The sequence below is a fragment of the Streptomyces zinciresistens K42 genome (assembly GCF_000225525.1).
GTDB classification, from domain to species: Bacteria; Actinomycetota; Actinomycetes; order Streptomycetales; family Streptomycetaceae; genus Streptomyces; species Streptomyces zinciresistens.
Genome location: NZ_AGBF01000001.1, coordinates 133444 through 146776 on the forward strand (window position 1 = coordinate 133444; position 13333 = coordinate 146776).

General features: G+C 71.6%; 13 protein-coding genes and 1 pseudogene. 9 read left to right on the forward strand and 5 right to left on the reverse strand.

From position 1 onward, the window contains the following. The first annotated feature begins 44 nt into the window (after window positions 1-44). The 3 genes from SZN_RS00635 to SZN_RS00645 all read left to right on the forward strand — a co-directional run bounded on the left by SZN_RS00635 (window position 45) and on the right by SZN_RS00645 (window position 2532). Complete coding sequence (locus SZN_RS00635; protein ID WP_007490551.1) at window positions 45-857, forward strand: hypothetical protein; 813 nt, start codon at window positions 45-47, stop codon at window positions 855-857. Window positions 858-1130: 273 nt separating this feature from the next. Next, window positions 1131-1898: an SGNH/GDSL hydrolase family protein gene (locus SZN_RS00640; RefSeq protein WP_007490553.1), complete on the forward strand. Its 768-nt coding sequence runs from the start codon at window positions 1131-1133 to the stop codon at window positions 1896-1898. Between the two features lie 124 nt (window positions 1899-2022). Further along, window positions 2023-2532 (forward strand): hypothetical protein, encoded by a 510-nt coding sequence (locus SZN_RS00645; RefSeq protein ID WP_007490555.1) that lies wholly within the window; start codon window positions 2023-2025, stop codon window positions 2530-2532. Between the two features lie 113 nt (window positions 2533-2645). Here the strand turns inward: SZN_RS00645 and SZN_RS37485 are convergent, their stop codons facing one another. The 5 genes from SZN_RS37485 to SZN_RS00670 all read right to left on the reverse strand — a co-directional run bounded on the left by SZN_RS37485 (window position 2646) and on the right by SZN_RS00670 (window position 7817). Further along, window positions 2646-4400 (reverse strand): hypothetical protein, encoded by a 1755-nt coding sequence (locus SZN_RS37485; RefSeq protein WP_007490557.1) that lies wholly within the window; start codon window positions 4398-4400, stop codon window positions 2646-2648. Between the two features lie 121 nt (window positions 4401-4521). Continuing rightward, a complete protein-coding gene (locus SZN_RS00655) occupies window positions 4522-5709 on the reverse strand; it encodes a nucleoside 2-deoxyribosyltransferase domain-containing protein (RefSeq protein ID WP_007490559.1) in 1188 nt (395 codons plus the stop codon). Between the two features lie 27 nt (window positions 5710-5736). Further along, complete coding sequence (locus SZN_RS00660; protein WP_007490562.1) at window positions 5737-6246, reverse strand: hypothetical protein; 510 nt, start codon at window positions 6244-6246, stop codon at window positions 5737-5739. A 113-nt stretch (window positions 6247-6359) separates the two neighbouring features. Beyond that, window positions 6360-7055 (reverse strand): restriction endonuclease, encoded by a 696-nt coding sequence (locus tag SZN_RS00665; protein WP_007490564.1) that lies wholly within the window; start codon window positions 7053-7055, stop codon window positions 6360-6362. Window positions 7056-7412: 357 nt separating this feature from the next. Further along, the gene (locus SZN_RS00670) at window positions 7413-7817 is read right to left on the reverse strand and encodes a hypothetical protein (RefSeq protein WP_007490566.1); all 405 of its coding nucleotides are present in this window, start codon (window positions 7815-7817) and stop codon (window positions 7413-7415) included. Between the two features lie 193 nt (window positions 7818-8010). Here SZN_RS00670 and SZN_RS00675 point away from each other — a divergent pair, with 193 nt between their 5' ends. From SZN_RS00675 to SZN_RS42190, 6 genes and pseudogenes are all read left to right on the forward strand, one after another. After that, the gene (locus SZN_RS00675; RefSeq protein ID WP_007490568.1) at window positions 8011-9264 is read left to right on the forward strand and encodes a helix-turn-helix domain-containing protein; all 1254 of its coding nucleotides are present in this window, start codon (window positions 8011-8013) and stop codon (window positions 9262-9264) included. Window positions 9265-9342: 78 nt separating this feature from the next. Then, the gene (locus SZN_RS41200; protein WP_167546270.1) at window positions 9343-9615 is read left to right on the forward strand and encodes a hypothetical protein; all 273 of its coding nucleotides are present in this window, start codon (window positions 9343-9345) and stop codon (window positions 9613-9615) included. Beyond that, window positions 9612-9818, forward strand: a complete 207-nt coding sequence (locus tag SZN_RS41205; protein ID WP_007490572.1) for a hypothetical protein — start codon at window positions 9612-9614, stop codon at window positions 9816-9818. Before SZN_RS41200 ends, SZN_RS41205 begins: the two co-directional genes overlap by 4 nt. 494 nt (window positions 9819-10312) lie before the next feature. Continuing rightward, window positions 10313-10918, forward strand: a pseudogene (locus SZN_RS43315) (phosphotransferase); the annotation flags it as partial. Between the two features lie 364 nt (window positions 10919-11282). After that, window positions 11283-12185, forward strand: coding sequence for a lactate/malate family dehydrogenase (locus SZN_RS00695; protein ID WP_007490576.1), 903 nt, complete (start codon window positions 11283-11285; stop codon window positions 12183-12185). Further along, window positions 12179-13315, forward strand: coding sequence for a phosphoenolpyruvate carboxykinase (ATP) (locus tag SZN_RS42190; RefSeq protein WP_007490578.1), 1137 nt, complete (start codon window positions 12179-12181; stop codon window positions 13313-13315). The genes SZN_RS00695 and SZN_RS42190 overlap by 7 nt, the downstream gene beginning before the upstream one ends. Window positions 13316-13333: the final 18 nt, after the last annotated feature.

Genomic DNA, 13333 nt, shown 5'->3' on the forward strand with positions numbered 1-13333 from the left:
CTGGGGACCGGTCGGCGACGGGTGGGTCTGGCATCCTGACCTTCATGGTCACCACTCGCCTGCACTGGTCAGACCTTCCGGCGAAGACGCGGGCCGCGATCGAGGCGACGACCGGCCCCATCCACCAGGCCGAGACCGTGTCGGGCGGGTACAACAGCGAGATCGCCGTACGGCTCGACACCGCCCGTGGAACGCTCTTCGTCAAGGGGCTGCGCAGCGATCACCCGCGCGCCTGGACCCAGGGCCGAGAAGCCGCGGTCGCCCCGCACACCGGCGGCCTGGCTCCGAGCCTGCTGTGGCGGGTGAGAGAGACTGGCTGGGATCTCCTCGGCTTCGAGTTCGTCGCCGACGGGCGTCATGCCGACTACTCGGCCGGCTCGCCCGACCCTCTGCTCCTGGCCGACGCCCTCACGCGGCTCGCCGAGACGTCCGTGCCGGACATCGAGCTGAAACGCGCCGAGAAGCGCTGGGCCGCCTACATCCCCGAACCGCGGCACCGCGCCGCGCTGGCCGGCGAGCACCTCGCCCACACGGACTTCAACCCGGAGAACGTGCTGATCGCCCACGAGCGGGCCGTGATGGTCGACTGGGCCTGGGCGACCCGCGCGGCACCCTGGCTCGACCCGGCCCTCGCCTGTATCTGGCTCATCGCCACCGGAAAGCAGACCCCCGCCCAGGCCGAGCAGTGGGCTGCGCGGATGCCGGCCTGGCACATGGCCCCCCGCGACGCACTGAACGCCTTCGCACAGGCCAACGCGAGGCTCTGGACCGAGATCGCCGACGAGAACCCCGGACCCTGGTCCGCTTCACTGAGGGACGCGGCCGGACGCTACGCCGCCTTCCGCAGCACGACATGAGCCACGGAGTGATGAGTGGCCCCGACCGGGGCCGACCGCGACAGGCGCCCCGGCCACGTGAGGAGCCCGACCTCGGTGCTCGACCCGCTCACGGCGTCCGTCGGCGAGCGCATCATCCCTTCGAGCGCTCTCGCGGGAGACTCAGCGCCAACTCCCCGCGCGGGCCTAGAGTTGTCGCGTCCGCGACGCGCCCACCCGGGAGGAGGTCCCGTTGCATCACCGGTACCGCCCTGCCGCCGCTCCCACCGTGCCGTGCGCCCGGGTCTCTTCCTCATGAACTCGCCCCGCACCCCGCAGTCCTTACGGATCCTGTGGCTCGGCACCTCGATCATGGAACACCGCCAGGCCCACAGTCCCCGTCTGACCGACCCTGCCACCCTCGCCCAGGTCGGCGAGACGGTCCGGATCACGGAGCACCGCTCCACCGGCTACGTCCACCACGTCCACCTGGCGCTCCAGCTCGCCCACCCCCGCGTCTCCTTCATCTGCGACAACCGCGGACAGGGCGGCGCCACCTCCCGTGACCTCGCCACGGCCGCCCACGCACTGCCACCGCACCCGCGCTACGACCTTGCGGTCTACGGATGCGGCATCAACGACGTCTGGCGCGCCCACCAGGGGCGCACGGCCGAGGCCGTGTCCATCCAGGAGTACGCCGAGCATTACGCCGCCACCCTCGCCGTCCTGACCGGGCGAGCCCGCCGCGTCCTGTGCGTCTCCGAGACCCCGTTCGGTCCGGTCGGCTCCCCGGGCAGCGTCGACTCCATGAACGGCGATCTCGACCGCTACAACCAGGCCGCCGCCCGGACCGCCGCTGCCGCCGGAATCCCGTATATCGACGTCTGGGCACCGTTCACCCAGGTCGCCCGCGAATTCGCGCACCAGTCAGGGCGGGAGCAGGCGACGCTGTGGAGCGACGGGGTCCACCTCTCCGACCTCGGCGTCACTCTCCTCACGCAACACGTGGCAGCGCACCTGCGCGACGAGCGTGTCATCGAGCAGCTCCTGCGGGCACCAGTCGACCCCAGCGAAGGACGGTGACTCCCCGTGCACGGGCGGACGTTGATCACGGTCCTGGCGGCCACCACCGCCACAGCCTTCGCCTCCCCTTTCCCGGGGACCGCCGCACCCGGCCGGATGGAGCAGGCCGTCCTCGGCTCGCTGCTTGTTGCCCGCCTGCGCGACGCCTTGCTCGGGGGCGGCCCCGGCGGAGCCGCCGCCCCAGTCGCTCGCCGGACCCTTCGCTGGCGCGCTCGCCGACTTCGATGCCTGCCGCTACGCCCGAGTCACCGTCAGCCTGCCCCTCCTGGTCCGCGCCGGCCACGTGCTCGCCCTCAGTGGAAGGGACACCGACCAGTACGCGCTGCCGGCCAAGGTCTACCTGCTGGCCACCCGCATGCTCGTCAAACTCGACGAAACCCCCCTCGGCTGGATCGCCGCCGACCGCGCCCGCCAGTTCGCGAACGCGGCCGACGATGCCCTCGCGGTCGCTGAAGCCGCCCGCCAGGCGGCCGTGCTGGCGAGGAGGGCCGGTCGGCACAACGAGGCGCTGTCCCTCCCGCCGCGGACCAGCCCGACTTGCGCCGCGTCGGCCGGGCCGGCACCTCGCTGCGCGGCCTCCTGGTCCAGAGCGCCTCGTACACGCTCGCGCGCCGCGGTGACCGTGTGCAGCTGACAGCTGTCCTGCCGGACTCAGGGCTCGGACAACCTGCCCGGCACGCCGGTCTGCGCGCTCGCACGGTGGTCGGACGAACGCGCGGGCTCTCCCAGCAGGAACCCCGCGATGGGCTACTTGCCCTTCCGCTTACGCTTCGAAGAGCGCTTGGGCTGGTTGCGCACCACGTTGCTGCGGTCCGGCCGGGGAGGGGTGCGCTGCGGGGTTGTTCCTGCCCGGAGGACCGTCTTGATTCGGGCGTCGAGGGCTTGCCGCTGTTCCGGAGTGGTGGCGTCCGCCGGGCACTCCAGGAGGTGCTGTGCTGCGATGGCGACGACATCGTGTTCCCAGACCGTGCGTTCGCGGGGATCGCGCGGGAGCGGGTAGTCGGGTCCGTAGAGCTGTTCGAGGAAGGCAAGCGCCTCCTCGTCGCTGACGGTGATGATCTCGCGATCGGGGACGCGCAGGGCTTTGGCCTCACTCTCACGGATCTCGTTGAGCAAGTTGAGGCGGGTGCGCTCCTTGGGGAGCGGGAGCCGGCGGTTCTGGGTCAAGCCGGCGGCCATCGCGGCGAACGCCACGAGCCCGGCAGGACTGTTCGCGACGGCCTGGTTGAAGTCGACCCCCGGCTCGCCGGCACCCCTGAGCGCTGTGACCAGTTCGCGCGCGGCTTGTTTGTACTCGTTCGGGGCGTATCGGTCGATCAGGGGGGCGGCGCCGTCGGCGGCTTCACGGTTGGTGATGTGAACGCCTGCCATCTCGCCCAGGCGCAGAAGCTGGTTCGCGAAATCCAGAGCTTGCTGGTTGGGGAACTCGAAGCGGAACTGCGGGGGTGGCGTGCGGCCGGGATCGTCGTCCCAGGTGGCGACCCGGTCGATGACCGCAGCGAGTGTCTCGGCGTCACGGTCGATGTAGGCGAGAATCGCGCGACGGGAGAACGCGTACATGCGACCAGTGCGCTCGACGACGTCTGCGGGCAGCTCGTCCATGATGGCGCTGACCGCGCTGCGCAGCGCCTCGTCTTCCTTCGTTTCGCCACGGGCGGCACGCCGTGCCGTCCGTCGGGAGGGAAGGGTACGAACGGCGGCGATGGCCATGGCGAGCTCGAAGCACAGCATGCTCTGGTTGTCGGGCTCCTGATCACGGAACTCGGCGACGGCGTTCTCGATCTGGCGCTCGTCGCCGGTGTGGACGGCCTGCACGGCGCGCAGCCAGAGCCCGACGGGGTAGTGGGGGAGCCCGGGGTCGAGGGGAGCGTCCATTTCGTCCAGGAACGCGGTGGACATCATCGAGGCGGCGACCTTAGGCCAGGTGTGCCACAGGTTGACGCCATGCCCGTCGTCGACCAGGCGCGCGATCCTGTCCGAGGCCAGGTTCGACACGGTGGTGTTCCGGGCGTTCTCGGTCAGCGCGCCCACGATCCATGTGGCGCCGGCGACCCACCCGGCCTCCGTGCCGCCCGCGCACCTGCGGTGGAGTGCGGCCGCATCGAGCAGTTCGTCTAGCCCGCCGACCAGCCGGATCAGCGGGGACACCGCGGTCGCCAGTTGGGCGAGGAGCTTGGCGCGGCCGTCCGGACCCAGTTCAGTGGCACACCGCCGGGCGGCCTGCTCCAGCAGGCCCACGGCGCCCTGGTCGGCGGTCGCGGCGAGTTCGGCGCCGAGCTTCGCCCACGGCTCGTCGGCGTCAGGGTGCTTCGAGAACAGGGGGACCGAGGTATTGGTGCCAGCGGCGTTGACCTGGGCCCAGGCCGCGAGGATCTGCGCGCTGCGCTCGGCGTCGTACACCACGCCTCCGCTCGCCGCCACGAGCGCGTCCGCTGACCACAGGGCCGCGTCCTCCATGAGCGTCTCGGTCAGGCGCCGTTGTTCGGCCTGTTCAATCAGCATGCGAGCCATGCCCCCCACGTCGTGCCTCGCGCTGACCTCCAGAGCGGGGTGCGCGAGCGGTGATCTCGATGCTCCAGCGTTTCAGTCCCGCCGTGATCGCGGCAAGGCGGCGGGCGGAGTATCAGGGCGCAACGCCGTGAAGGGCCTGGGTGATGATGCCGAGCGTGGTCCAGTCGACCGCCGGGGCCTCGGGATGCAGGAGGTGAGCGACGCGTGCCACTTCGACGTGCGTGCGTTCGGTCTCCTCGGCGTTGCCGTGGCCGGCCTGGTCGGCGCGGAGTTCGTCGATCTCGGTGTCGCTGAGTTCGACGGCGTAGACAGCCTGGACATGGACGGAAACGGTGCCCGCCGACTGGCGGACTCCCACCGCGTGCAGACGGCTGGGGTCCAGGCGCAGTCCGGTCTCTTCCGCGAACTCGTCCGCGGCCACCTGCCGTGGGTCGCCGGTCTTCGGCGCGGAGCCGCCGGGAAGTTCACGGATGAAGCCATCCGCTGTGCGGGCGGGAGAGCGGAACTCCCGGACCAGAACGACTTCGCTGTCCAGCCACTGCGCAGCGGGACGGAAAGCGACGACGGTCGAGAGGTCCGGGCGGCCGAGCACAACTTCGTTGGACTTCTCGCGCTGTTCGGCCGCTACCCACACGCGCGCCGCGTACGCCCAGAACAGCACGTGAGCCCGCGCCGGGCCCACACGGAACGTCCAGGCGATCCGGCCGCCGAGCAGCTGGTTACCCGCTTCTTCCTGTGCGGCCAGCCATGCGCGGAAAGAGGAGGTGCGCCACAGCAGCAGCGGCACGTCGCGCTGTCCGGCGATGCGGGCGGCGCCGGGGCCGATGCGGTCCAGAGCGAGGGCGACCGTCTTGGCCAACGTGTCCGCGACGGGCGCCTTCAGGTCGTCGGCGAGTGCCTGGAGAAGGCGCACGTGCACGGCGTGCTCCGGGCAGCCCAGGACGGCGCGGCCGCCGTCCATGTCCTCCCCGAACTCGACGTTCGTGGACAGGCCCGGCAGCGTGTCCATCGCGCGCGGCACCCAGTACAGGATCTCGTCGGCACGCCCTCGGTTGTCGCGTTCCCAGTCGAGCTGCCCCGTGAAGTCGCTGCCGCGTGCCCCGTCCCGGGCCTCGGGGACGAACACCACGAGCGTGCCGGGCTGCCTCCACTGCATGGTGATCTCACGGAGAGCTTCGGGCCGCCACGAGGGGACCTCGGCGGTCCGCGGAGACGGGCCCGCGAGGAAGATGCTGGCCACGTACGTCTCGGGGGGCTCCTCGTCGGCGAAGACGGGCTGGACGTCGCTGGCTGCGGGCATGCTTGTCGTCACTGTCTGTCCTTCATGTCATCCGCGTCTTCCGAGTGTCGGCAGGCCGCCTGACACCGCTCGCACGCTGCGCCCCCTGCGGGCCGACCGCTTCGCGAGCAGCAACTGGCGGGCCAGCGTGCCCCAGTGGGCGGCCTCGTCATCCCGACCCGACGCCCTCCGCAGCGCTCCGGCCGCAAGCATCGCCGCCCGCGTCCGCCCGTACAAGGTGTCGGCCACCGAGGAGACCGCGCCGCGGACCCGGACCGCGCCGGGCGCGCCCCGCGCGCACAGCACCAGCCGCCGGTCCGGGTCTTCCTCGTCCAGGTGCGCGGCGTACAGGCCGGCCCGGCTGCTGCCCAGGGCGATTCTCCCGAGCAGTATCAGCAGTGCGGCGTCGCACGGCAGTAGTACCTCTTCGGGCCGGGCCCCGCGGGCAGGAGCGAGCGCGACCAGGACGGCGTGTTCGTCCTCCCGGCGGACCCACATCTGGAGGGTGGGCCAGGTGGCGCCGGGGGAGAGCGCGGGATGGCGGGGGAGCGCGTCCACGAGTCGGCCTCCGAGGTCACGGGTGGGTCTGCGGCGGGGTGACGGACCTGGGCGCCCGGTCAGAGCAGGAGTCCGGTGTGTTGCTCACTGAGACCGCCCGGAGCCGGTTCCGCCTACGTGGCCACGCGGCGTCTGTCCGCGGAATGCCGCAGCGGCGGCGGGACATGCTCCAGCAGCTCCCACAGCGGACGGCCGGAAGCCCACTGGGCGAGGAGGTTCCGGCCGACCAGGTGGACGCCGAGCATCCGGGCCTGGGGGACGGCCTTGCTGGTGAACTTCCCGTTGGTCACGATCACGGCGTACGTGGCCTTATGGACCTCACCGGCCGCGCCCTTCAGCTCCCGGACAACGCGGACATCGACGGCGTCGCCGCGGGTGCCGTCGCGTCGGTGCTTGCACTGCACCGCCCAGATCCGGCGATCGAGGTCGACGGCACGGACATCGCACACGTCGTCGTTGGCCCCGCCGACGCGCTCCGCTGCCAGGCCGTCGCGCCGCAACAGGTCCCGTACGGCGAACTCGAACTCCTCGTGGCCGAGTCCGTCGAGCTCCTCGAGCGATGTCTCCCGATGAGGGCTGTCCCCGCGGGCGGCGTTCCACTTGTCGCGGTCGACACGCTGCTGCATCCACACGGCGTACGTGAGGAGGATGGGCACGCCGGCGAGGTCGACCGCCTCCGGGTACGGGGAGGGCCACCAGCCAGTCCACCGGCCGGCGAGCAGACCGAGCGCACACACCGTCAGCGCGACCAGGCACCATCCCGATCCGAGGTACACCGCCCGCCACACCACCATCCGGACGTGCTGCACGCGATCGACCGTCCCACGCTGCTTCACCGGGCCTTGCCGAACCATCCGGGCCCGGCGCATGGAGCAGGCGCGGAGATCGCGGAGCCAGTCGTGCGGGTGACGAAGGGACGGCCACCGCCGCCCAAGGCGTCCGTCTGGTCCCGGCGCTGCTGGGCGACGCGGTGCCCGTACCCGGGTTCGGTTGCGGACGCGTTGCTCCATGGGCGATCCCCCTCCCGTTGCGGACACGGCATCCGCACGAGGAATGACAGCATGCGGCACTGACAGGACGTCATGAACGGGCATTCCCAACGATCGGATTCGGCCAGCCGCCCCCGCTCAGGACGGTGACGGCCCGAGCGTTTCGCGGCAGCCGGGTCAGGTCGCCGGACGGCTTCCGGCCGGTGTGGCGACGGCTTGCGGCCGGGTGCGGCAGCTGTCGCACAGGCAGCGCATCCATGTGAAGGCGCCGTCGCCGCGGAAGCGGATGCGGCCCGGGGCGCCGCAGTCCTCGCAGGTGTGTTCAGAAGCGATCGTGGCGACATCGGTGAGCGCGGCGGTACGGTCGGCGAACTCGCCGTCGAACTCACCGTCCACAAAGCGATCGGCAACGGTGATGCGGAGGCCGCCGAGCTTCGTGGTGAACTCCTCGATCCTGTAGTCGGGGTCGAGAGCGGTCAGATCGTGGTGGAGCTGGTCGAGCAGGGCGGCCCAGCCGGGCCCGACGGTGGAGGCCCAGGCGGGGATCTGCCGCTCTGCGGTGCGGTCGGGGTCCGTCGTCATGCCCACGATGGTCGCCTACGGCACTGACAATCGGGCCTGGCAGCCGGGACAAGCGACGGGCTGCGCACGCGATCTGCCAAGGGCTCTCGCGGGGGCGTACGGCTCGGGCCTTCGTCGGGCATTGGCCCTCGTGGAAGGCCACGGCGCGGGTACCGTTCCGGTAGAGGCTGCGTTCCAGGAGGGTTGGTCGAGGATGCCGTACGAGATCGAGGAGCAGGAGGCGATCGGCCGCAGGATCAAGCGGCAGAGGCTCAATCTCGGTATGACGCAGGCCGATCTCGCCGCCGCGGTCGGCAAGACCCAGGGCTGGGTCTCCAAGGTCGAGGCAGGCAAGATCGAACTCGACAGCGCCGGCCTGATCAACCAGATCGCGGCCGCGCTGCACTGCCACCCCAACGTGCTGCTGGAGCGGCCGTACGTCGGAACGATCGGCGAGAACCAGTGGCAGGCCGCGGCCGCGTCCATCGTGCGCGAGCTGCGCCGCTACGACCTCACCCCGGTCTTCGACGGCACCCCGCGCTCGTCCGCCGAGCTCTGGCAGGACATGACCCGGCTGCACCGCCTGCGCGACGCCGCGGCGAACATCGCGATCCTCAAGGCCCTGCCCGACCTGTTCCGCGAATCCCGGGCACTGGCCGAGGTCTCCTCGGGGCACGAGCGCGAGGAAGCGTTCGCCGTGTACGCGGTCTGCTGCAAGTTCGCCCACACCGCCGCCCACGCCCTCGGTCACCCCGAACTCATCGCCATGGCCTGCGAGCGGGCCGCATGGTCCGCGCACCTCTCCGGCGACCCGCTCATGCCCGCCGTGGCCGACTGGATGCGGGTGTGGGACATGTGGGCGACAGCCGACTGGCAGGACTCGATCGCCCTGTCCGACAAGGCGCTGCACAGCGTGCAGCGCGAGTACGACCGCGGCGACCCGCTGGCGCTGCGCGTATGGGGCACACTCCAGCTGCGGGCCGCTGTCTCCTGCGCCCGCGGCGGCAACACGGCCGAAGCCGAGGACCGCCTGCGCCACGCTCGCGCGGCCAGCGACCGGATGGACGCGCTGGCCGGCCCGCCCGTCTACGACCGGCACTCGCTGACCTTCTCCACCGGCAACGTCCAGATCCACCGAGTCAGTGTCGCCCTCGAAGCGGGCGACCAGACGAAGGCACTCGACCTCAACCGCCGTGCCAACCCCGCCCACTTGGCGCCGCTGCCCAAGTCCCGCCGCGGTCACCACCACATGGACCTGGCACGGGCGTGGCTCTGGGACGGCAACCGGGACCAGGCGCTCACCGAGCTGGAGGAGGCCGAGCGCATCGCCCCGCAGCTCGTACGCAACCACCCCATCGCCCGAGCCACCCTCCGCAAGATCGTCTACGCCGAACGCGTCGCCACGCGCGAGAAGCTGAGGGGCATGTCCAGCCGTTTTCACCTCGATGACCAGGCGGTATTCCCCTGATTCATATTCGCCGGTAACCGCGCCCCTACCGTCAGTTGCATGACGGGAAGTCGCACACCCCAACAGGCGCTCCCTACTGTGGAGTTACCTGAGAGTCGACCGACGTGGACTCCTCTGCTCGGCGACCTCGCCCACGACTCCGCGGCCCGCCGCACCGGCGTCGTGGTGGCCCTGCCCGAGGACACCGGCGCCAACGTGTACCACCTGTGCCCGGAGGGCGGCGGCGACCCGTGGCCGGCCTTGCGGGACAACCTCGCGCCGTGCACGGACGATGCCGAGGACGGGTTCTTCCTCGACGAGGCGGCCAGGCCGCCCAGCGGGTTCGCCTCGGGCGAGGACGGTGCGCCGTGAGCAGGCACCCGGTGTCCGCCGTCGCCGCCCGTCTGCGGGTGAATGCCCTCGGCGGGGACAGTGCCCTCACGGCTCTCTGGGTCGCGCTGCACGTTCCCGCCGCGCTGCTGCTCGGCCACGTCCTGACTGACCACGCGACCGTGGCTGCGACTGCGCCGCCGGGGTCCGCCGCGATGGCCGACGACACCGCTCCACCCGAATGAGCTCCGGCCCTGGCCGCCGGTGAGGCGTCCGCCTGGCATCCCCCGAGGCCGACGGGCGCCCGCTCCTCCCGGCGCAGGGCCGGCACCAACGTCCGCCCAGCACGCCCCCAGCAGAAGGACATACGACGCCCCGAGAAGCAGGAGTTCCTGTGGCCGATCACCGTGCACTGGCTCGACGGCACCCCCGTGGACACCAGCCTCATCACCCCGGACGCGTTCGCGGTCCTCGCCGTGCAGATCGACCGGGCGAGGGAACATCTGAGCGGACCGAGCAGCTCCCGGGAGGGCCGGTGACGACCATCGTGGACGCCGCCGACCTGTCCGACTTCTGCTCCGCCCAGATACAGGACGCCGCGTTCTCGCTGTGGCCGGGCCAGGCGACGGTCCTCGGGGCGCTCGCGCCGAGCGTCACGGGGTACGTCCAGCAGATCGAGGTGGCCGGCCGACCCCTGTTCGCCAAGTACAGCCTGCTCGGTGCCTCGCTCGTTTCGGTGATGCGCGGCTCCTGCGGCAGCTGGGAGAAGGTGGCGGCGGAGCAGACCGCGTACGCCGCCTCGCCCACGGCGCTGCTCCAGCGGGAAGCCGCCCAGCTCGACGCCCTGGCCGCGGGCGGCCTGGCCGTCGCGCGGGCGGCCGGATGCGCCGGCGGGGTGCTGTTCACCGAGCCGATCACTGGGCCGACACTGGCCGACCTGGTCTTCAAATCACCCGAGCGGACCGGCGAGTTACTCGGCCGGACGCTGAGGTCCCTGGAGGTTCTCCAGCGTCCCATCGTGGCTGAGCAGGCCGACCGGGCCGCGATCAACGAGCGCGGCATCGACGCGACGTTCCGCCGCAAGTTCCACGGAATCTCCGGCCGGACCTACCTCGATCAGCTCGGCACAGCCCGCCTGGAGGAGCGGACCCAGCACGCGGTCGCGATCGTCGTGCGACAGGTCATCGCGAGGCTTCTGCGGCTCCGCCTCGCTCCCGCGCTCGGGCCCGCCCAGGTCCTGTACGGCGACCTCAAGCCCGAGCACGTGTTCTTCCCCGACGGCCCCGACGGGCCTCCGGTGTTCATCGACCCGGGCCTGCAGCGCGGGCCGGCGCACGCGGATGCCGCCAAGCTCGTCTCCCGCACCGTTCTCTGCCTGATCGCAATGCCCCCGCCGGACGGGACGACGGCGACCCTCGCGGGCATCGACGGCTTCGTCCAGGAACAGCTGCGGCCGATGCGTCGTGCCATGGGCGGGCTGTACCTGCGGAAGCTGCTGGTGACGTGGCTGATGGACACCACCAACATCATGACGACCTACCTGTCCGCCCCGGCCGGTCTGCCGCTTCCCGAGCACGCCGGGGCCGTCATCGAACGCGTCGAGGCGGTGTGCACGCTGCTGGACCGGGTCAGTGCCCTGCTGATGGCCGACGCCGATCCCGCGGCTTCCTGGCGCCTGGCCCTGAGCCACGCGGCGAAGGCAGGACGCGATGAGCGGGTTCACGGTCGGGCTGATCGGCGCCGGCGCGGTCGGGCAGAGCGTGGCCGCGCTCCTGGTCCGGGAACGCTGGTGCGCCCGCCTCATGATCGCCTCCCGCACCCAGGAGTCCGCGACCGGGCTTGTCACCGATCTTGAGGACATGCGGGAGATCACCCGGTCCTCCGTACGAGCGGAGATCGCCCCGGTCGCCGCGATGCCCGCGGCCGACGCCATCGTCGTGTGCCCGCGCGCCTCGTTCACGAACACTGCCACCAGCGACATCCGGATGGCGGGACTGGCCGCCAACGCCCCGTTGATCCGCTCCCTGGCACAGGAAGTAGCCGGGTTTGGTGGGCACGTCATCGTGGTGACCAACCCGGTCGACGTCCTGGCCCGCGTCTTCGCGACCACGGTCGGCCCGGCCGCGCGGGTGTACGGCATCGGGTCCAGTGCCGACTCGGCCCGCTACCGGCTCGCCCTCGCCGCCCACCACCGGGTCCCGCCCGCCGCCGTACGCGGTTGGGTGATCGGCGAGCACGGCGACGGCGCGGTCATCTGTGCCTCGACCACCACGGTCAACGGCCGCACGGCCGAAGTGCCGTCGGAGTACGTCCGGGCCCAGCTGGCGGCACGGCCGCGCCAGATCAACGCCGGGATCGGCCGCACCCGCTGCGGTCCGGCCGGCGCCGTGCTCGGCGCGCTGCGCAAGACGCTCGGCATCAGCGACGGCACCGAAGTGCTCTCCGTTAACCACGACGGCGTGTGGCTCGGAATCCCGTTGCAGTTCTCCGCGGGCCGCCCGACTGTGGCCCTGCCCGACCTCGATCCTGATGAACAGCGGCAGTTCACCGCCGCCCGTACCAAGCTCGACTCCGCCTATCAGCAGACCCGTCAAGGAGCGACCGCGTGCTGAGCGCCACCCGAATCCACGCCGACGAGGCGACCGTCACGGTCGTCAGCGACACCAAGGACATCACCGACTGGGCCCTGCGCTACTTCGGCGGCTGGTGGAACGCCACCGCCGTGAACGCCCCGGCCGCGCCCGGCGGCAGCATCGCCGAGGGCGGTGCCCTGCTCCTGGCCGACGTCGACAGCGACCGTCTGATGGACACCGAGACCCTGGTCGGCGACTACGAGCACGATGAAGTCGACTACGCGAACGCCCGCACTCTGGTCGCCCGGCACGAGGACGGCGTGATCTACGCGATCCAGCCCGCCGAACGCCTCGCCTACCACTACGACCCGGCCACCAGTCGGCTTGTCATCGTCGGCGCCCACGCGGAGCCGGTCGCCGTCGCCGCGTCCCGTCTGGCCCGCGAACTCATCAGAGGCCAGCTGCTGCGTGCCGGGTTCCACATCCTGCACGCTTCCTGCGTCGCCCGCGACGGCCGCGCGCTCCTCACCTTCGGGCCCAAGGGCGCCGGCAAGACCACCACGGCCCTCCTGCTCGCCCGCGAGGGGTACGACCTCCTTGCCAACGACCGGGTGTTCATCCGTCCCGAGGACGGAGGACTGCGGATCCTGCCGTGGCCGTCGGCCGCCGCGATCGGCTTCGGCCTGCTCGAGTCCACCGGCCTGTACGAACCGCTGCGCGCCCGAGTCCTGGACGGCGAGCAGATGCACCCCACCCAGGACCAGCGCGTCACCGACGCCCTGCACGCCGGCAGCACCAAGCCGATCTGGAACGCCAAGGGCAAGGAACTCAAGCCGCAGTTCTTCCCCGACCAGCTCTCCTCGATCCTCGGCATGACGCTCGCGCCCCAGGCCCGCGCCACCGCGCTGCTCTTCCCCCGCGTCGAGACGGACGCTGAGCCCCAGCTCGTCCCGGCGCCGCGCGCGCTGGAGGAAGAGGACTTCTTCACCAGCAAGACCGAGGACCGCTACCCGGACATCTTCCGCCTCGCGCCCGACAAGGTGGCCCCGGCCACCGACCTCGCGGACCGGCTCGCCCTGCTGCCGCGCCGCGCCCTGGTCCTGACCCACGACAGCCGCGCCAGCGCCGAGCTGCTCGCCAAGACCGCCGAGGGCCTGCTGTCCGAGTAGAAGCGCCACAAATCAGGC